The organism is Aeromonas sp. CA23 (assembly GCF_002587065.1).
Taxonomy (GTDB): Bacteria; Pseudomonadota; Gammaproteobacteria; order Enterobacterales; family Aeromonadaceae; genus Aeromonas; species Aeromonas bestiarum.
Genome location: NZ_CP023818.1, coordinates 1,336,377 through 1,353,804, shown reverse-complemented (window position 1 = coordinate 1,353,804; position 17,428 = coordinate 1,336,377). Strand labels below are relative to the sequence as shown.

The following is a 17,428-nucleotide window of genomic DNA, read 5'->3' as shown; positions in this document are numbered from 1 at the left end:
GAGGAAATCGTCATGACTTTTTTTACCGATAAGCAAACCAATCTGTCCCGCCGCAACCTGCTCAAGGGGCTCGGCGCCTGCGCGGCCCTGCCGCTGCTGGCCGGCATCTTCCCGAAGAGCGCCCTGGCCCAGGCCATCAGCACGGCGCTTGAACAGTTCCCGACCCTGGTGCCGGCCCAGAAAGGCATACTGACCGGTGCCCACTGGGGCGCCTTCGAAGCCATAGTCGAAGAGGGCCGCATGGTGCGCGTCCAGCCGGTGGCCGATGATCCGGCGCCCAACGATCTCATCGACATGGCCCCGTTCCAGGTTCACGCCAAGAACCGCATCAAGTACCCCATGGTACGCAAGAGCTGGCTGGAGCAGGGCCCGGGCGCCAAACCCGAGCTGCGCGGCGCCGACGAGTGGGTGCGGGTAAGCTGGGACAAGGCCATCGAACTGGTGGCCGGCGAGATAGGCCGAGTGCAGAACGACTTCGGCCCGCAGGCGATCCACGCCGGTTCCTACGGCTGGAAGAGCGTCGGCATGTTCCACAACAGTCGCACCCTGCTGCACCGCCTGATGAACCTGACCGGTGGCTTCACCGGTTATGCCGGTGACTACTCCGCCGGCGCCGCCCAGGTGATCATGTCCCACGTCATGGGCTCCATCGAGGTGTATGAGCAGCAGACCGCCTGGCCGAACGTGATCGAACACGCCGAACTGGTGGTGCTGTGGGGCGTCAACGCCCAGGTAACCCTGAAGAACAGCTGGAACATGCCGGACCACGAGGGTCAGGCCGGCTTCCAGGCGCTCAAGGAGAAGGGTACCCGCATCATCAGCATCGACCCCGTCTACAACGAGACCGCCAAGCTGGCCGGGGCCGAGTGGATTGCGCCGAACGCCTATACCGACGTGGCCATGATGCTGGGGGTGGCCCACACCCTCTATACCGAGCAGAAGCACGATCAGGCCTTCCTCGACCGCTACACCAGCGGTTTCGACAAGTTCCTCACCTACCTGCTGGGCAAGGAGGATGGTCAGCCGAAGAGCGCCGAGTGGGCGAGCTCCGTCTGCGGCGTCGATACCGCCGTGATCCGTCAGTTGGCCCTCGACATGGCGTCCAAGCGCACCATGATCATGGCGGGCTGGGGCATGCAGCGTCAGCATCACGGCGAGCAGCCCAACTGGATGCTGGTGACCCTGGCCGCCATGCTGGGCCAGATCGGCCTGCCCGGTGGCGGTTACGGCTTCAGCTACCACTACTCCTCCGGTGGCAGCCCCACCGCCAAGGGCGGCATACTGGCGGGCATCTCGGCCGGCAACGCACCCAAGAACAGCCCGGCGCCGATCCCGGTGGCCCGCATCGCCGACTGTCTCGCCAATCCTGGCAAGACCATCGACTTCAACGGCCGTCAGCTCAGCTATCCGGACATCAAGCTGGTCTACGTTGCGGGTGGCAATCCCTTCCACCACCATCAGGACACCAACAACCTGCTCAAGGCCTGGCGCAAGCCGCAGACCGTGATAGTCCATGAACCCTACTGGACCGCCACCGCCAAGCACGCTGACATAGTGCTGCCGGCCACCACCAGCTACGAGCGCAACGATCTGGAGATGGGCGGCGATTACTCCCAGCGCTACGTCTTCCCCATGCACCAGTGCGTGCCGCCCCAGCACGAGTCACGCAACGACTTCGACATCTTCAGCGCCATCGCCGCCAAGCTGGGCCTGCTGGAGGCCTACACCGAAGGCAAGGACGAGATGCTGTGGCTCAAGCAGATGTATGACGGCATGGCCGCCCAGGCTCGTGGCGCCCGGGTGGCACTGCCGCCATTCAACATGTTCTGGGAGTCCAACAACTACATCCGCTTCCCCATTCCGGAGGCGAATCGCCAGTGGATCCGTCACGCCGATTTTCGCGAGAACCCGCTGCTCAATCCGCTCGGCACCCCGTCCGGCAAGATCGAGATCTTCTCCAATACCATCGCCGGCATGGGCTATGCCGACTGCGCCGGCCATCCCAAGTGGTATGAGCCCAAGGAGTGGCTGAAGAGCGAGGCGGCCAGCCGTTATCCGCTGTCGCTCAACACCTCGCACCCGACCCAGCGGCTGCACTCCCAGCTGGACAACACGCCGCTGCGGGACAAGTTCGCCATCGCCGATCGCGAGGCCATCCTGATCCACCCGGATGATGCCAAGGCCCGTGGCATTCAGGATGGCGACCTGGTGCGCGCCTTCAACGATCGCGGCCAGATCCTGGTGGGCGCCCTGGTGTCGAAAGACATACGTCCGGGTGTGGTGCGCATCTGTGAAGGGGCCTGGTTCGACCCGGCCAAGCCGGGTGAGGCGGGGGCCATCTGCAAGAACGGCAACGTCAACTGCCTGACCTTCGACGAGGGCACCTCCAGCCTGGCGCAGGGCAACTGCGGCCACATGGCCCAGCTGCAGATCGAGAAATACAGTGGCCCGGCACTGGCCAATACCGCCCACTCGGTCCCGGCCAACGGCTGAGTTCACACTCGACCAACAAAAACGGCGCCATCAGGCGCCGTTTTTTATTGCTGTCAATTTGCTGTGGCAGTGGTGACTCGGAAGTCCCCTTACTGCATGCACTCTTGTGCACACTCCACCCGCTCTGCAGCCAGAGCACGGACAAGGTGACTCAGAAGTCCCCTTCCTGCATGTACTCTTCCGCACATTCGACCAGCTGGGGCCAGAGCTCTTCCGGCACCCAGGCATCCGGGTCATCTTCGTCGCCGTCGTACTGGGTCCAGAAATAGCGGCGCAGGCCGGCGGCGAAGTCGTCGCTGACCTCGGCCAGCTCGGAGAGCGGCCCCAGCCAGGCGATGCGGCGCAGGCCGGAGGCGAGATCGTTGAGCGCATCCACCAGACCGCGATCGTCTCTGATCTGCTCCACCAGCAGGGTGAAGCGCTCGCGGGCGCTGGCGATTTCGTCTTCGTCCAGTTCACCCACATCGGCCAGCAGATCGATGAAATCTTCCAGCAGGAATGCGATCAGGCTATCTCTGTCCTCGAACCACTGGAGCTGAGCCCCCTTGATCCCCAGTACAGAGGAATCGAACGAGTCATCAAGATGACATAGTGCCCATGGATCGTCTGTCATTGCTACCCTTCCTCAGGCTTGAACAAGTGTCTTATCTTATGCTTGGCCCGCTCCCCGTGCCACCTTGGGCGGTGGCGGGGAACGGGCCACCCCAATTCCATTGCCTCATGACGAGGTTTGATAATACCTGGCTCTCTACCCAGGCCACCTTGAGCGGTGACGGGGTGCGGGCCACCCCAATTCCATTGCCTCATAACGGGCTTGATCCCTAGCTATCCACCCTTGCCACCTTGGGCAGTGACAGAGACGCCGCCAGGCCACCCAATTCCGCCCGGCCCATGATGAGATTGCCTCTATAGGCCTCGGCCAGATCGGAGACTATGTTGAGGCCAAGCCCGGAGCCCGGCACCTTCTCGTCGAGCCGTACCCCGCGCAGCACCGCCTTGGCGATCTGATCCTCGCTCATGCCGGGGCCGTCATCCTCGATGCGCAATGTGATCCAGCCTCCCAGCTCGGCGCTGGAGATGCGCAGCTGGCCGGCCGACCACTTGAAGGCGTTCTCCAGCAGGTTGCCCACCATCTCGTCGAAGTCCTGCTCCTCCACCCCGACCGCCAGATTGGCCGGCACCTGCAGATCCACCTCCCTGCCCGGATAGAGGCGGGAGAAGGCGCGGCAGATGTACTCCACCCGCGCCCGCACCGGGGTCGACACCCCGAGGATCTTGGCGGCGCCCGTCACCCGGGCCTTGCCGAGGTGATAGTCGATGTGGCGCTGGATCTGGTCGAGCTGCTCGCCGATGGCGGCCTGATCCTCGGGTGACAACTGGGCCACCTGATTGCGCATTATGCTGAGCGGCGTCTTGAGGGCGTGGGCCAGGTTGCCGGTGTGGGAGCGGGCCCGTTGCAGCAGCTCGCCGTAGTGGTGGAGCAGGCGGTTGATGTCCTCCACCAGCGGCTGGATCTCCAGCGGGTAACGCAGCCGAAACCCCTCCTGATGCCCCTGATGCACCCGCCCCAGCTCGCGGCGCAGCAGATGCAGCGGGCGCAGACCATAGACGATCTGGAACATGAAGCCCAGCACCAGGCCGGTGGCGGCAAAGCCGAGGCCGAGGAACAGGCTGATCCGGGTCTTCTTCAGGGTCTGGGTCAGGGCGCTGCTGTCCTTGGCCATCACCAGGGTAAACACCTTGTCAGAGCCCGGCAGCAGCACGGCACGGGTCATGATCAGCAGGGGCTCCTTGTTGGGCCCCTTGCCAACGAACAGATCCGGGTCGCCAAACGCCGACTTCAGGCCGTGCACGTCGAGGTGCACATCCCACAGGGAGCGGGAACGGCTGACCACGGCATCCCCCAGCTCCAGCTGCCAGTAGTAGCCGGAGTAAGGTTGACGAAAACGGGGATCGGCCATGGGCTCGGTGACTATGGGCAGACCGTCTGGCTGGATCTCGAGCCGGGAGAGCAGATCATAGAGCTGCAGGCGCAGGCCATCGGCCTCCGCCTCCTGCCAGTAGTTGCGCATCATGGTCTGCAGGCTGAAACCTGTGGCGAACAGGAAGAGGCCGCACCAGACCAGGGCTATGACCACCAGCCGCCCCCGCAGGGTCCGTACCAGCCTCATTCAGCGTGCCCTTGCCGCGGTTGCATCAAGGCCCGACTCATTCGTTGATCCGGTATCCGAGGCCACGCACAGTCTCAATCAGATCGGCGTGGGTCTTCTTGCGGATCCGGCCGATAAACACCTCGACGGTATTGGAGTCGCGATCAAAATCCTGGGCATAGATGTGGTCGATCAGCTCGCTGCGCGACACCACCTTGCCCCTGTGCTGCATCAGGTAACCCAGCACCCGGAACTCGTGGGCGGTGAGCTTGATGGGGGTGCCTTCGTACCACACCTGGGAGGCCGCCATGTCGAGCCGCACTCCGCCTATCTCCAGGATCGAGCTGGCATTGCCCGCCGCCCGGCGCACCAGCGCCTGCACCCTGGCTACCAGCTCGGCCACCTGGAACGGCTTGGTGAGGTAGTCGTCGGCACCGGCATTGAGCCCTTCAATCTTCTCGTGCAGCTGGCCGCGGGCGGTCAGCACCAGCACTGGGGTATCTATCCCCTTGCTGCGCCACTCTTTCAGCACGCTCAGGCCATCGCGACCCGGCAGGCCGAGATCCAGGATGATGGCGTCATAGGGCTCGGTCTCGCCGAGAAAGCCGGCCTCGTTGCCATCATGACAAAGGTCGGTCACGAAACCGGACAGACGCAGCTGTTCTGCCAGCTGGCCCGCCAGTGTCTTCTCATCTTCAACTATCAGAATGCGCATAAATGGGTATCCAAAGCAGGGTTACACTTGCGTCAGCGGAGAGGGGTCGGGCAGCCATTTCTGCCACAGCGCCCAGCCGGGGTCACTCTTCTTCCGGTGGAGGGCGAGGCTCGAACAGCCGCTCCAGATGATGGCCCTTGAGCCACACCATCTCCAGGTTGTCGGCACGATAGCCCACCTTGATGACGCTGTTCTCGCTGTCGATGAGCTTGAGCTCATACAACCAGATGCCATCCTCTTCCCCCAGATCGACGCGCAGCACGCGCACCGGCAGGTGAGAGGCCACCTCCATCACCTCATGAAAGGGCCTGATCCGACCCTCGCTGACAGCTTGTTGCAGCAAGGCCTCGTTCGGCGTGGTTGCCTGCGCCATCACGGGCAGCAGCAACCCAAGCAGAGACAGGGCTCTATTCATGGATGATTCATCTCCAAAAACCTAACATAATGCCGTTTATAGTCTGCCAGCCATGAATCCGGAATGAATATGATCCCACGCAGTATCCTGCTGATCCTTTGCCTCTTTTCCACCCTTGGCTGGGCGGCCCAGACGCGTCTCGACATGCCGGCGCTGGTCAAGCTGCTGTTGGCCCAAGGGTACCACGACATTCGGGAAGTGGAGCTGGAAGGGGATAAATTCGAGGTAGAAACCCTGGATGCCCAGGAGCAGCGAGTGCAGCTGCTGGTCGATGCCTACACGGGGGAGATCACCAAAAAAGAGGCCGACTAGGCCTCTTTTGCTATGTGCGCTGCGCGCGCCGGATGAGCGCGCGACGAGTCACGCCTCTTTCAGTTTTTGTGGCTGACGCTGGCGCCAGGGGCGCAGCAGCTTGTCCCGCCGCGGCCACAGCAGGGCACAGGCCAGCAGCAAATAGATGAGCGGCTCCTGCCAGCCACTCTTCACCGACCACCAGTAGTGCACAGGCACCAGCAGGGCCACCGCATAGATCCAGTTGTGCAGCTTCTGCCAGGCCGGCCCCATGGTCCGCAACAGGGCCGGGATCGAGGTGATGCTCAGCGCCACCAGCAGCAAGAGCGCCAGCGCCCCCACCAGTATGTAGCTGCGCTTCACCAGCTCACCGCCAATCAGGCCCCAGTCGAACTGCAGATCCAGCCCCAGCCAGACCATAAAGTGCAACCCGGCCCAGGCCGCGCACCAGAGCCCGAGGGGACGGCGCAGCTTGATAAGCTGACCCTGGCGCCAGCGTTTGGCCAGCGGTGACACCAGCAGGGTGAGCAGCAGCAGATGCAGCGCCCCCTTGCCGAGATAGTGGGTCAGCCCCTGTACCGGGTCCCCTCCCAGCAGGCCGCCGGGCACGGCCACCAGCAGCCAGAGCAGAAACCCCAGCGAGGCAAGGTGTACCAGCGCCCGCAGCAAGGTGATGTGACGCGCAGTCAGTCGCAGAGTCATGGTGTCAGCTCCTTTCATCTCAATACCATTTGCGCAGATCCATCCCCTGATAGAGCGAGGCCACCTCGTCGGCATAGCCGTTGAACATCAGGGTCGGCTGACGCTTGGCACCGAAGATGCCCCCCTCGCCGATGAAGCGCTCGCTGGCCTGGCTCCAGCGCGGATGATCCACCTGTGGATTGACGTTGGCGTAGAAGCCATATTCGTTCGACGCCAGCAGATTCCAGGTGGTGGGCGGCATCTCCTCCACCAGCCGGATGGAGACGATGCTCTTGATGCTCTTGAAGCCGTATTTCCAGGGCACCACCAGCCGGATCGGTGCCCCGTTCTGGGCGGGCAGCGTCTTGCCGTAGAGGCCCATCGCCAGGAAGGAGAGCGGGTGCATCGCTTCGTCCATGCGCAGCCCCTCCACGTAGGGATAATCGATGCCGCCACCGAGGGAGCGGGAGGCCTGTCCCGGCAGTTGCTCGGGGTCATACAGGGTCTCGAAGGCCACGAACTTGGCGCGACTGTTGGGCTCGGCACGGCGAATGAGGTCCGCCAGCGAGATGCCGCTCCAGGGCAGCACCATGGACCAGGCCTCCACGCAGCGCAGCCGGTAGATGCGCTCTTCGAGCGTGCTCTTGTTGATGAGATCCCACACGTCCAGGGTAAACGGCTTGGCCACCTCCCCCTCGACCTTGAGGGTCCAGGGCTCGGGTTTGAGGTAATGGGCGTTGCGGGCCGGGTCCCCCTTGTCGGTGCCCAGCTCATAGAAGTTGTTGTGGGTGGTGGCCTTCTCCTCCGGGGTGATGATCACGCCCTCGGGCCGGGTGGCGGCATGGATGTTGAGCGGCCTGGTCGCGGCGGCAGGGGTCGGCTTGTCGGCGGAGAAGAGATCGAGCACGCCCGCCTGAGTGGGAAACGCCAGGGTCGCGGCCCCCAGCCCGAGCCCCTTCAGGATGAGGCGGCGATCCTGATAGACGGCTTCCGGGGTGACATCCTGCTCGGTGGGGTGATGGAAAGAGCGGCGCTTGATCAACATGGAAAAACTCCCGGGGCTATGAGGGTGATAACCATAAGACCCGCCCCGGCCGAGTTTTATTTCACACAAATTTACATGAGTTGGTGCAGGGGCAGGGCCTTGGCCATGGTTCCGACCAGGAACAGCACTACGAACACCAGCAGAGGAACGATCACATTAGGCACCATCAGACTCACTCCATGAGCAGGACAGGGCCTCTAACTATGGTGCAGGGGCAAAGACGCCACCAATGAATTTTTTTCGCGAGCGCAAGCGTATTCCTGAGTTGAAATAAGTGATGAAGATCACACACAATTCCGCCCCTGCTTGCCGCCCCCCCTGCGAGGGGTAGGCTCCCCCTTTTTCCAGATGTCACTACGTTGAAGAGTCACACCATGAGCCCATTGATCGCCATCGCCATCACGACCGGGATCCTCTCCGCCATCTGGGGCTGGGTCGCCGTCGCCCTCGGCCTCATCTCCTGGGTCGGCTTCCTCGGCTGTACCAGCTACTTCGCCTCCAGCGGTGGCTACAAGGCGCTGCTGCAAACCATGTTGTGCAATGTGAGCGGCATGCTGTGGGCCCTGCTGCTGATCCACGGGGATGCCTGGTGGGGAGCCGGTGTGGCGGGTTACATGATGACGGGGGTGGTCGCGACCCTGATGTGCGTGCAGGCCAAGCAGCAGTGGCTTGGCTACATTCCCGGCACCTTTGCCGGTTGCTGCGCTACCTTCGGGGCGGCGGGAGAGTGGCGACTGATACTGCCTTCCCTAGTGATAGGCGCGCTGTTCGGTTACCTGATGAAGGCGAGCGGCCTCTGGCTCTCCCAGAAAACCCAGAAAGCCCAGGCCACGGCTGGCGTCACCGACCCGGCCTGATCCTGCCGACCTGGCCGATTCGGTCTGAACCAAGAGGGGCGGTCCGTCATCGACGGGCCGCCCCTCTGTCATTTATCCCTTCGACTTGAAGTTTGCCGCTTCAATGCCGTGCCGATTCAACAGCTTGTAGAAATCGGTGCGGTTTCTGCCCGCCATGTTGGCCGCCAGGGTCACGTTGCCCTCTGTGGTACGCAGCAGGCGGATCAGATACTCCTTTTCGAACTCGGCCCGCGCCTCGTTGAACGAGGGGATGCCGCCGCTGCCGCCGCTCAGGGCGGACTCCACCATGGCGGCGCCGATCACCGGGCTGCAGCAGAGGCTGGCCAGCTGTTCCACCACGCTGTAGAGCTGGCGTACGTTGCCGGGCCAGCCCGCCACGGCCAGCAGGGCCAGTGCCTCCGGCGAGAAGCCGAGGGCGGCGCAGTCGTCGTGACGGCTGCGATATTCGTCCAGCGCCTGTCTGGCCAGCAGCGGAATGTCTTCGCTGCGGGCACTGAGGGGCGGCAAGGTGATGTTGGCCACGTTGAGGCGGTAGAAGAGATCCTCCCGAAAGCGCCCCTCCTCCATCGCCGCCACCAGATCCTGATGGCTGGAGCTGATGACCCGCACCTCGGGGATGCCCTGACCGTACTCCTGCAACACCTGCAGCAGCTTGGCCTGCAATGACTCCGACAGATCCCCTATCTCGTCGAGAAACAGGGTCGCCCCCTTGGCCTGCTCGAACAGACCGGACTGACCGTCCTCGCCGAACAGTTGCAGATCCAGCGCGGCCCACGGCAAGGCGGCGCAGTTGATGGCGTGCAGCGGCTTGTCACGGCGACTGCTGGCCTGATGCAGCGCCTGGGTCATCACCCCTTTGCCGGAGCCGGAAGGACCCATGATCAGCACGGGCACTTCCATGCCGGCTATGCTGTTGGCCTGGATCAGCAACTGTTCCATCTGCGGGTTGCGGGTCAGGATCAGCGATTGCCAATCCTGCCGCTGCTTTGGGCGAGTCAGGCTCAGCGCATGTTCTATGGTGGCAAACAGCTCATCCTTGTCGATGGGCTTGGTGAGAAAGCTGAATACCCCGGAACGGGTGGCCTGAATGGCATCGGGTATGGTGCCGTGAGCTGTCATGATAATGACCGGCAGCCCCAGCCACTGAGACTGGATGCGCTCGAACAGCGCCAGTCCGTCCATGCCGGTCATGCGCAGATCGCTCAGCACCAGATCGGCCCGCTGCTGGCGCAGTCTGTCCAGCGCCCCTTCGGCGCTGTCGGCGGTATCCACCTCGTAGCCCTGGCTGCGCAGGCGCATGCTCATCAGTTTGAGCAGGCTGACATCGTCGTCGACCAGCAGGATGCGACTCATTTTAGCGCCTCGCCATTGCCGTTCAGCTTGCGCTGATTGAGCTGTTCATCGATGGCGGAGAGCTGTTCGATCTGGCGGCGCAGACGCTGCACCTCCTGACTCTGATCGTCGCGCCGGCTGTCGCGGGCCAGCAGCTCCTCGCCGAGGGCAATCCAGCTGCGCAGGAAGGCCTGGGCATCCAGCCCCAGCTCGGGCAGCAGGCTCTTGAGTTTGTCCAGTCCGGCCCGGCGATTTGCCACCGACTCGGACGGATGGGTGTTGACCATGGCCAGGCTGACCCGGCTCTCGATGTCGCTCGCCCCCTTGAGGCGCTGACGTTCCTGCACCCGCTGCTGGGCATGGCTGGCCAGCAGCCAGTCCGAGTACTGCAGGCGCACCTGCATCTCCTTGTTGGCAAACTCCATCCGCTTGGCGAGGGCGAGATCCGACGACGCCGCTGGTTCACCCGCGGGCAACAGGGAGCAGCCTGTGAGCAGGCTCATCATCAATACCGGAACAACACATTGTTTCATCTTGGGCTTCACTTCAACGTCAACCGGAAACAGACATCCGCCTGTTCATCTTCAACCAATACCAACTCGCCGCCCAGGCTCATCGCCGACTCGCGAGCGATGGAGAGCCCCATGCCGGAGCCCTTCAACAAACCTTGCCGCACTATGCTGCCCTGCTCGAACGGCTCGAAGATCCGTTCCCGCTCGGCCACCGGAATGGAGGGCCCTTCGTTGGCCACCTCCAGCCAGCCGCCATCGGCATCCTGCCCGGCGCGGATCCAGATCTGGCCACCCATGGCGCCATAACTGACCGCGTTGGAAAACAGATTATCGAGGATCAGCCGCAAGCGATACGGCTCGGCCTGCAGCATGATCGGATCGGTCGGCAAGTGTACACTGATTTGTTTGGATTCCAGCGCCAGCCGGTACTCTGCAGACAATTCTGACAACAGGGGCGCCAGCGCCACCGGGGTCAGGCTGAACACCTCCTGCTGGCTGAGGCGGTTGAAATCGAGCAGGCGCTCAATCAGGGTCTGCAACCGGCGGCTGTTCTCCTCCAGCATCTGGCAGATCTCCTGCTGATCCGGGGTCAAGGGCCCTACAAGCTGCTCTGAGAGCAGATCCGCCCCCTCCCGCAGCACCGCCAGCGGGGTCTTCAACTCATGGGAAACGTGGCGCAGGAACTGGTATTTCTGCTGCTCCAGCTCCTTCAATTTGTCGTGCAGCCAGCCGATCCGCTCCCCCAGCAACACCAGCTCGGCAGGCCCGTCCACCGGGCGCTTGTCCGGTTCCACACCGGCACCCAGGCTCAAGATCCGCGACTCAATCTGACGTACCGGGTGGATGATCAGATAGGTAAACAGCAATACCAGCAGCAGGCTGAGTACGGCCACGAAACCGCTGACCCACCAGATCTCCGTCATCAGGTCGGCGATGGTGGCTCGCACCCGGCTGACATGCTCGTCTACCTGACTGCGGGTGATGATCTCAAGCTGCTGATTAACATGATTAAAATCATCAAACTTAGGACTGGTCGACTCGGCCTTGGCACGAGCCAGATCCTGCAGGCTGTCGAGCCAGGTCAGTGCCTGCTCGAGACCCGTGTAGGCCTCGGCATCCGGGATCGAACTCTGATGGGCGGCGAGCAGGCCGCGATAGCTCGCCAGCTGCTGCTGATAGCTGGCCAGGATGCGATCATCCCCCAGCACGGCATAACGACGAAGAGTACGTTCCAGATCAATGGCTTGAGTGGTGAGCAGCGTAGCCCGCCGGGTATCGCGCACCGCCCGTTCCAGCTCGTCGCTGGTCAACTGGCTGAGGTGTTCGAGGGCCTGGCTGTCGTGCCAGATCATGCCGCCCAGCGGCATCAATACCAGGACGAAGCCCATCAATACCACTTGCAACAGGGAGCGTGGACGTACCTTGGTCATCTTGGGCTGTCTCGATTCATCATGGGTGGGCCAGCATATCCGCACTCCCCCAAAAAGCAAAACCGGCCAGGAGGCCGGTTCATACTGCAAAATGAGGGATGGGGTTCACGCCAGACCGACGGATGCCACACAGATAATCAGGATCATCGCCAACGCGCCAGACGCGGTCAACAGTGCCCACTTCAGTTCCACACTCATGCAAACCTCCTTTCTTGCCAACATAGAGCCTGATCACAACAGACAATTTGATGTTAATGCATAGTTAATCCGATTACCGTGAGCCGTGTATACATTTCAGATGAGCCCTACTCAAGGACCGATGAAGATGTTCTATCTGTGCAGCATTGGATCGAATCTGGATCCCCACCAGCATGTCAGCCAGGCGGTCGGCGAACTGCTCGAGCGTTTCGGTCGCCTGCAACTGAGCTCGGTGATCCAGACCAAGCCGGTGGGGATGCACTCCCGCCACGACTTCCTCAACTGCCTGTTTGTCACAGAAAGCACGCTGACGCCCCTGCAGCTGAAAACCGTCTTCATCGCCATGGAGCTGGCGCACGGCCGGGATCGCAGCGATCCGAACTGCAAGGTGCTCGACCGGCCGCTGGACATCGACATTCTGGCCAGCAACCCGACCGATGACTTCGCCGCTACCCGGGTCGATGCCTACCTCGACGAGCTGCTGGCCGAGCTGTATGGGCAGGGGGAGGTGCGCGATCGCAAGGTCACCTTGCCACTGCACACCCGGCTGATGGCGGGCAAGGTGATCGAGGAGCAGCAGGTCGGCCTCACCCCCCTGGCCCTGCAGCAGGCGGCAGAGGCCTCTGTCGCCAGGAGCTGAGCGCAGCTCCGGGTCAGGGCTCAGATAACGGCCAGGCTGCGGCCGCCATCGACCCGGATGCTGGCGCCCGTCATGTAGTCGTTCTCCATCAGCAACTGCACCGCCTGCCAGATGGGCTCCAACCCCCCTTCCCGCGCCAGCGGCGTTTTCGCCAGCACCTGCTGGCGCCACGCGTCGCCATGTTCGTCGAGAAACAGGATGGGGCCAGGCTCTATGGTGTTGACCCGGATGGCGGGTGCCAGTTCACGGGCAAAGCTCATGGCAAGGGAGTGAGCCCCCGCCTTGGTGGCCACATAGCTGGCAAACTGGGGGGCCGGGGCGTGAATATAGATATCCGTGATGTGGATGATGCCGGCATTGGCGTTGCACGCCAGCTGGGGCGCCAGCGCCCGGTTGAGCTGGAAGGGTGCCGCCATGTGCACCCGATAAAACTGCTCGAACTGGGCCAGTTGCACCGCCGGATCCGTCGCCTGGGGCTCGAAGGCCGAGGCGTTGTGGATCACCAGCCCCAGATCCTGATGGGCGGCCAGCGCCTCGATCAGCCTGCCGACCTCCTCCTCACGAGCGAAATCCGCCTGCACCAGCTCGACTCCGAGCGCCGCCAGTCTGGCCAGCTCGGGCCGCTCGCTGCGATAACTGCCCGTCACCTGCCAGCCGGCCGCCACCAGCTGCTCGCACAGATAGAAGCCGAGCCGGCGGCCACATCCCGTCACCAATGCACGCATAACCTCTCCTTTGTCATTGCTTGCCGACCCGTGGCAGGGCCCTGCCTATCAATCTCCACGGCACAAGCCATTGGCCCCGTCCGCCGCCCAGCGGCCATAGTGACACCACTTTACCCCTTTTGGAGCCACCCAGATGCTGCAGATCCGCGATCACATGAGCCGCCTGACCCACTCCCTCACCCCGCAACTCGGCCTGGCCGAGGCGCTGGACAGATTGCACCACTCAGGGCTGAGCGGCCTGCCGGTGCTGGACGAGCAACAGCGGCTGATCGGTTTTCTCTCCGAGCAGGACTGCATTCCCAGCCTGCTCACCGGCAGCTATCACTGCGACACCCGCACCCGGGTGGAAGATCTGATGAGCCGCACACCGCTCTCGGTCGCCCCGGACGACAGCATACTGGAGCTGGCGCGCCAGATGAGCGAGGCCAGGCCCAAGATCTATCCGGTGCTGCAAGGGGGCAAGGTGATCGGCATCATCAGCCGCCATCAGGTGATGCAGGCTCTCAACCACCAGATGAAGGGCTGTCAGCAGACCTAGCTCTGATAGCGCCCCTTGTCACCTATGTCGAAGTGCAGGGGCATGCGCCACTTGGCCAGACTGAGCAGGCAGAGCAACAGGCCGCACGCCAGGGCAACCAGGGCGGCGGCCCAACCGAGCCGGGCCCACTCCAGCCCCCATAACAGCGGCAGCAATAGGGGCACCGCCTTGATGCCAGGAATGGCGAAACAGAACTGCTCCTTGAACGCCAGGCCGGAGAGCGTGGCCAGCACAGCCCCCAGCACCAACACGTCCGGCGCCCCGCAGGCACTCAGCATCAGGCCGCCCCAGGCCGTCGCCTGCAGGATGAAGCGAATACGCTTGTCATAGATATGCAGACAGAGCCCGCACACCCCGCTCGCCACCGCCATGGCCGCCAGCCAGATCGCAGGCGGTAAAAAATCCTGCCCAATCAGCAGTCTGGCCCCTCGACACACAAGCAATAAAGCTGCCAGACTCAGGCCAAGGCGATAGAGGCAGACCGACAAGCTGTCGATGCCGTCCAGTTCACTTTCGATTTCAGGATTTGCCATCCGGGGTCGTCTCTGTTGAATATCCGGGTCAATATACTTGAATTATGCCCGTGGGCGATTCCCTATTCAGTGCAGGAGATGTGGTTTGCGAAGGTTCATTCTGCTCTGCCTGCTGCTTCCCCTCTGGCTCCAGGCCAAAGAACTGATCATAGGTGGCACGCTGGAGCCGCCGCTGAAATTTCTGGACGACCAGGCCCGCCCCTGCGGGCTGGATGTGGACGTGGTCACCGCCATCTTCGGCAAGCTCAAGGTCCCCATCAGGATCGAGCTGACCGACTCGGGCGCCCGTCTCACCCGCAATGCCGAAACCGGCGCGTATGACCTGGTGATGACCCACTCCTACAAACCGGAGCGAGAGCGCTATCTGCTCTACCCGCAGCAGGCCCACCTGCGCCACAGCTGGCACTTCTTCGTGCGCAAGGCCGACATGATGAAGATCCGCTACGACACCCTGAACGATCTCAAACCCTGGCGCATCGGCGTCACCAAAGATTTCTCCTACACCCCTGAGCTGACGGCGGCCCTGGCCGATCCGGCCTATCACTTCCAGGAGATCCCCATCAACCAGCTGCAACTGCGCAAGCTGATCGCCGGACGCATAGATGCCGTGCCCATGCCGCTGGTCACCGCCTTCGCCCAGATCAAGGAGGAAGGGCTGGAGGGCAAGCTCGACTACCTGCCCAAGCCGCTCAAGGCCAGCCCCTACTACACCGTCTGGACCAAGGCCAGGGCCGATGCCGGCACCCCGGCCCTGATGGCAGCCTATGATGCCGAGCTGTTGCACATGAAGCGCGACGGCAGGCTCAAGGCCATCTACGACAAGTACGGCATCCCCTATATCGAACCCTGATCCCGGCGATCAGGGCTTCACATCACGCAAGATCGGGTTTCGCATGTGAACCGCATCCCTCCCCACGCAACAAGCCTCAGGGCTTCACGTCTCGCAAGATCGGGTTCTGCAGCGAGATCAGGGTTTCGCATGTGAAATGGATCTCGCGCATCCCCCCACGCAACAGGCCTCAGGGCTTAACGTCTCGCAATATTGGGTTCTGCAGTGAAATCAGGGTTTCGCATGTGAAATGGATCTCGCGCATCCCCCCCACGCAACAAGCCTCAGGGCTTCACGTCTCGCAATATTGGGTTCTGTAATGAAATCAGGGTTTCAGTGGACTGGATCTCGTCTATGGTCTGGATCTTGTGGATCAGCACAGTCTGCAGCTCGTCGATGGAGCGGGTCATCACCTTCATGAAGATGCTGTAGTGGCCCGTGGTGTAATAGGCCTCCACCACCTCGTCCAGCGCCTGCAGCTTGGCCAGCGCCGAGGGGTAATCTTTCGCACTTTTAAGATTGATGCCGATAAAGCAGCAAACGTCATAACCCAGCTTCTTGGCATTCACCTGCACCCGCGTCCCCTCGATGATCCCCGCCTGCTTCATCTTCTCCACCCGCACATGGATGGTGCCCGGGCTGACCGCCAGTTGTTTGGCCAACTCGGCGTAAGGGATCCGCGCATTGTCCATCAGGGCGGTGAGGATGGCCTGATCGAGATTATCGATCCGATAATTTTCCGGCACTTTTTTGAACTCCCGTTGACGATACCTCATTAATAATGGGTTTATTTTGAAGAAAAAAACACACAAAGCCTATTTCTATTATCGAATATTGAATTTACTTGGCAATCTGTTGAAGAATCGTCACATCCAACGGATTTGAGACAGGTATTCAGCATGAAACAGCACTACATTCGCAGCCAGCAACAGATCAGCTTCGTCAAAGAGATGTTCTCCCGCCAACTCGCCCAGCAACTGGGCCTGATGGAGGTGCAAGCCCCCATTCTGAGCCGGGTCGGTGATGGCACTCAAGACAACCTCTCTGGCCACGAGAATGCGGTGCAGGTCAAGGTGAAGACCCTGCCTGAACACAGCTACGAGGTGGTGCACTCCCTGGCCAAGTGGAAGCGCCAGACGCTCGGCCGCTTCGGTTTCGGCCCGGGCGAAGGCATCTACACCCACATGAAGGCGCTGCGTCCGGACGAGGATCGTCTCACCCCCATCCACTCCGTCTACGTGGATCAGTGGGACTGGGAGAAGGTGATGCCGAGCGAGCGCCGCGATCTGGCCTATCTGCAGGAGACGGTGCGCGGCATCTGGGCCGCCATCAAGGCCACCGAGCGCGCCGTCTGTGCCGAACACGCGCTGACCCCCTTCCTGCCAGGCGAGATCCAGTTCCTGCACAGCGAAGAGTTGCTGACCCGTTACCCGGATCTCGATGCCAAGGGGCGCGAACGCGCCATCGCCAAGGAGCTGGGGGCCGTCTTCCTCATCGGCATAGGCGGCGCCCTCTCCCACGGCGAGCGCCACGATGTGCGTGCCCCTGACTATGACGACTGGAGCAGCCACAGCGAGCTGGGTCTGGCCGGCCTGAACGGTGACATCCTGGTGTGGAACCCTGTGCTGGAAGACAGTTTCGAGATCTCCTCCATGGGTATCCGGGTAGATGCCGAGGCCCTGCGCCGCCAGCTCGCCATCACGGGCGATGAGGATCGCCTGCAATACGACTGGCACCAGGATCTGCTGGCCGCGCGCATGCCGCAAACCATAGGCGGCGGCATAGGCCAATCCCGTCTGGCCATGTTGTTGCTGCAAAAGGAACACATAGGTCAGGTGCAGGTCGGCGTCTGGCCGGCGGAGATGAAAACCGCCATCCCGGGCATGCTGTAAGCACATGAGTGTTTGGTCATCTCATGTCGCCGCAAAGGAGTACATAGGCATGCACAGGGCGGGGTATGGCCGTCCGAAATGAAGGCCGCCATCCCGGGCATGCTGTAAGCAATTCAATGGGTCTGGCCTGCGAGCCGCGGCGCGCGGGTCAG

The 17,428-nt window shown here is 62.3% G+C and carries 20 protein-coding genes; 7 read left to right on the top strand and 13 right to left on the bottom strand.

Translation table 11 applies throughout. The features are described 5' to 3' along the window. Positions 1-12: 12 nt before the first annotated feature. Complete coding sequence (gene torA, locus CK910_RS06320; protein ID WP_098981654.1) at positions 13-2,493, top strand: trimethylamine-N-oxide reductase TorA; 2,481 nt, start codon at positions 13-15, stop codon at positions 2,491-2,493. A gap of 151 nt (positions 2,494-2,644) precedes the next feature. Here the strand turns inward: torA and CK910_RS06315 are convergent, their stop codons facing one another. From CK910_RS06315 to CK910_RS06300, 4 genes are all read right to left on the bottom strand, one after another. Further along, a complete protein-coding gene (locus CK910_RS06315) occupies positions 2,645-3,106 on the bottom strand; it encodes a hypothetical protein (RefSeq protein ID WP_043142646.1) in 462 nt (153 codons plus the stop codon). Between the two features lie 208 nt (positions 3,107-3,314). Further along, positions 3,315-4,664, bottom strand: a complete 1,350-nt coding sequence (locus tag CK910_RS06310) for a sensor histidine kinase (RefSeq protein WP_043142649.1) — start codon at positions 4,662-4,664, stop codon at positions 3,315-3,317. 37 nt (positions 4,665-4,701) lie between these two features. Continuing rightward, positions 4,702-5,358 carry a response regulator transcription factor gene (locus tag CK910_RS06305; RefSeq protein ID WP_005318517.1) on the bottom strand — a complete coding sequence of 219 codons (657 nt, stop codon included), beginning with the start codon at positions 5,356-5,358 and terminating at the stop codon, positions 4,702-4,704. An 82-nt stretch (positions 5,359-5,440) separates the two neighbouring features. Continuing rightward, on the bottom strand, positions 5,441-5,773 hold the full coding sequence (locus CK910_RS06300) for a PepSY domain-containing protein (RefSeq protein WP_042870170.1): 333 nt from the start codon (positions 5,771-5,773) through the stop codon (positions 5,441-5,443). Positions 5,774-5,836: 63 nt separating this feature from the next. Here CK910_RS06300 and CK910_RS06295 point away from each other — a divergent pair, with 63 nt between their 5' ends. Next, positions 5,837-6,085, top strand: a complete 249-nt coding sequence (locus tag CK910_RS06295) for a PepSY domain-containing protein (protein WP_098981652.1) — start codon at positions 5,837-5,839, stop codon at positions 6,083-6,085. A gap of 48 nt (positions 6,086-6,133) precedes the next feature. Here the strand turns inward: CK910_RS06295 and msrQ are convergent, their stop codons facing one another. Together msrQ and msrP are read right to left on the bottom strand one after the other, a co-directional pair. After that, the gene (msrQ, locus tag CK910_RS06290) at positions 6,134-6,766 is read right to left on the bottom strand and encodes a protein-methionine-sulfoxide reductase heme-binding subunit MsrQ (RefSeq protein WP_098981650.1); all 633 of its coding nucleotides are present in this window, start codon (positions 6,764-6,766) and stop codon (positions 6,134-6,136) included. A gap of 19 nt (positions 6,767-6,785) precedes the next feature. Beyond that, positions 6,786-7,790 (bottom strand): protein-methionine-sulfoxide reductase catalytic subunit MsrP, encoded by a 1,005-nt coding sequence (gene msrP, locus CK910_RS06285; RefSeq protein WP_098981648.1) that lies wholly within the window; start codon positions 7,788-7,790, stop codon positions 6,786-6,788. 374 nt (positions 7,791-8,164) lie between these two features. Here msrP and CK910_RS06275 point away from each other — a divergent pair, with 374 nt between their 5' ends. Beyond that, positions 8,165-8,647: a DUF1097 domain-containing protein gene (locus tag CK910_RS06275; protein ID WP_043554141.1), complete on the top strand. Its 483-nt coding sequence runs from the start codon at positions 8,165-8,167 to the stop codon at positions 8,645-8,647. A 72-nt stretch (positions 8,648-8,719) separates the two neighbouring features. Here the strand turns inward: CK910_RS06275 and CK910_RS06270 are convergent, their stop codons facing one another. From CK910_RS06270 to cydH, 4 genes are all read right to left on the bottom strand, one after another. Continuing rightward, entirely contained in the window at positions 8,720-10,000 is a 1,281-nt protein-coding gene (locus CK910_RS06270; protein ID WP_098981645.1) for a sigma 54-interacting transcriptional regulator, read from the bottom strand. Continuing rightward, positions 9,997-10,512 carry a hypothetical protein gene (locus tag CK910_RS06265; protein ID WP_098981643.1) on the bottom strand — a complete coding sequence of 172 codons (516 nt, stop codon included), beginning with the start codon at positions 10,510-10,512 and terminating at the stop codon, positions 9,997-9,999. Before CK910_RS06265 ends, CK910_RS06270 begins: the two co-directional genes overlap by 4 nt. An 8-nt stretch (positions 10,513-10,520) precedes the next feature. Further along, the gene (locus CK910_RS06260) at positions 10,521-11,921 is read right to left on the bottom strand and encodes a sensor histidine kinase (protein WP_043554143.1); all 1,401 of its coding nucleotides are present in this window, start codon (positions 11,919-11,921) and stop codon (positions 10,521-10,523) included. A 105-nt stretch (positions 11,922-12,026) separates the two neighbouring features. Then, positions 12,027-12,119 carry a cytochrome bd-I oxidase subunit CydH gene (gene cydH, locus CK910_RS06255; protein ID WP_017409791.1) on the bottom strand — a complete coding sequence of 31 codons (93 nt, stop codon included), beginning with the start codon at positions 12,117-12,119 and terminating at the stop codon, positions 12,027-12,029. A gap of 127 nt (positions 12,120-12,246) precedes the next feature. Here cydH and CK910_RS06250 point away from each other — a divergent pair, with 127 nt between their 5' ends. Continuing rightward, entirely contained in the window at positions 12,247-12,759 is a 513-nt protein-coding gene (locus tag CK910_RS06250; protein ID WP_098985007.1) for a 2-amino-4-hydroxy-6-hydroxymethyldihydropteridine diphosphokinase, read from the top strand. A gap of 20 nt (positions 12,760-12,779) precedes the next feature. On the opposite strand, the gene CK910_RS06245 is transcribed toward CK910_RS06250, so the two are convergent. Next, positions 12,780-13,484, bottom strand: a complete 705-nt coding sequence (locus CK910_RS06245; RefSeq protein WP_098981641.1) for an SDR family oxidoreductase — start codon at positions 13,482-13,484, stop codon at positions 12,780-12,782. Between the two features lie 133 nt (positions 13,485-13,617). On the opposite strand from CK910_RS06245, the gene CK910_RS06240 reads away from it, so the two are divergent. Beyond that, entirely contained in the window at positions 13,618-14,022 is a 405-nt protein-coding gene (locus CK910_RS06240; protein WP_098981639.1) for a CBS domain-containing protein, read from the top strand. Here CK910_RS06240 and CK910_RS06235 read toward each other — a convergent pair. Next, complete coding sequence (locus tag CK910_RS06235) at positions 14,019-14,555, bottom strand: DUF2301 domain-containing membrane protein (protein ID WP_098981636.1); 537 nt, start codon at positions 14,553-14,555, stop codon at positions 14,019-14,021. The two genes, CK910_RS06240 and CK910_RS06235, sit on opposite strands and share 4 nt — an antisense overlap. Positions 14,556-14,640: 85 nt before the next feature. Here CK910_RS06235 and CK910_RS06230 point away from each other — a divergent pair, with 85 nt between their 5' ends. Then, entirely contained in the window at positions 14,641-15,405 is a 765-nt protein-coding gene (locus tag CK910_RS06230; protein WP_098981635.1) for a substrate-binding periplasmic protein, read from the top strand. Positions 15,406-15,668: 263 nt separating this feature from the next. On the opposite strand, the gene asnC is transcribed toward CK910_RS06230, so the two are convergent. Next, complete coding sequence (gene asnC, locus CK910_RS06225) at positions 15,669-16,130, bottom strand: transcriptional regulator AsnC (RefSeq protein WP_042870194.1); 462 nt, start codon at positions 16,128-16,130, stop codon at positions 15,669-15,671. A gap of 153 nt (positions 16,131-16,283) precedes the next feature. On the opposite strand from asnC, the gene asnA reads away from it, so the two are divergent. Continuing rightward, positions 16,284-17,276: an aspartate--ammonia ligase gene (asnA, locus tag CK910_RS06220; protein ID WP_172955252.1), complete on the top strand. Its 993-nt coding sequence runs from the start codon at positions 16,284-16,286 to the stop codon at positions 17,274-17,276. Positions 17,277-17,428: the final 152 nt, after the last annotated feature.

Bases quoted from the DNA above. Each gene is read 5' to 3' on its own strand.
- CK910_RS06310 (WP_043142649.1), bottom strand. From the start codon at position 4,664: ATGAGGCTGGTACGGACCCTGCGGGGGCGGCTGGTGGTCATAGCCCTG.
- torA (WP_098981654.1), top strand. From the start codon at position 13: ATGACTTTTTTTACCGATAAGCAAACCAATCTGTCCCGCCGCAACCTG.
- CK910_RS06245 (WP_098981641.1), bottom strand. From the start codon at position 13,484: ATGCGTGCATTGGTGACGGGATGTGGCCGCCGGCTCGGCTTCTATCTG.
- msrQ (WP_098981650.1), bottom strand. From the start codon at position 6,766: ATGACTCTGCGACTGACTGCGCGTCACATCACCTTGCTGCGGGCGCTG.
- CK910_RS06275 (WP_043554141.1), top strand. From the start codon at position 8,165: ATGAGCCCATTGATCGCCATCGCCATCACGACCGGGATCCTCTCCGCC.
- CK910_RS06260 (WP_043554143.1), bottom strand. From the start codon at position 11,921: ATGACCAAGGTACGTCCACGCTCCCTGTTGCAAGTGGTATTGATGGGC.
- CK910_RS06265 (WP_098981643.1), bottom strand. From the start codon at position 10,512: ATGAAACAATGTGTTGTTCCGGTATTGATGATGAGCCTGCTCACAGGC.
- CK910_RS06235 (WP_098981636.1), bottom strand. From the start codon at position 14,555: ATGGCAAATCCTGAAATCGAAAGTGAACTGGACGGCATCGACAGCTTG.
- CK910_RS06300 (WP_042870170.1), bottom strand. From the start codon at position 5,773: ATGAATAGAGCCCTGTCTCTGCTTGGGTTGCTGCTGCCCGTGATGGCG.
- CK910_RS06315 (WP_043142646.1), bottom strand. From the start codon at position 3,106: ATGACAGACGATCCATGGGCACTATGTCATCTTGATGACTCGTTCGAT.
- CK910_RS06295 (WP_098981652.1), top strand. From the start codon at position 5,837: ATGAATATGATCCCACGCAGTATCCTGCTGATCCTTTGCCTCTTTTCC.
- asnA (WP_172955252.1), top strand. From the start codon at position 16,284: ATGAAACAGCACTACATTCGCAGCCAGCAACAGATCAGCTTCGTCAAA.
- cydH (WP_017409791.1), bottom strand. From the start codon at position 12,119: ATGAGTGTGGAACTGAAGTGGGCACTGTTGACCGCGTCTGGCGCGTTG.
- msrP (WP_098981648.1), bottom strand. From the start codon at position 7,790: ATGTTGATCAAGCGCCGCTCTTTCCATCACCCCACCGAGCAGGATGTC.
- CK910_RS06305 (WP_005318517.1), bottom strand. From the start codon at position 5,358: ATGCGCATTCTGATAGTTGAAGATGAGAAGACACTGGCGGGCCAGCTG.
- CK910_RS06270 (WP_098981645.1), bottom strand. From the start codon at position 10,000: ATGAGTCGCATCCTGCTGGTCGACGACGATGTCAGCCTGCTCAAACTG.
- CK910_RS06250 (WP_098985007.1), top strand. From the start codon at position 12,247: ATGTTCTATCTGTGCAGCATTGGATCGAATCTGGATCCCCACCAGCAT.
- CK910_RS06240 (WP_098981639.1), top strand. From the start codon at position 13,618: ATGCTGCAGATCCGCGATCACATGAGCCGCCTGACCCACTCCCTCACC.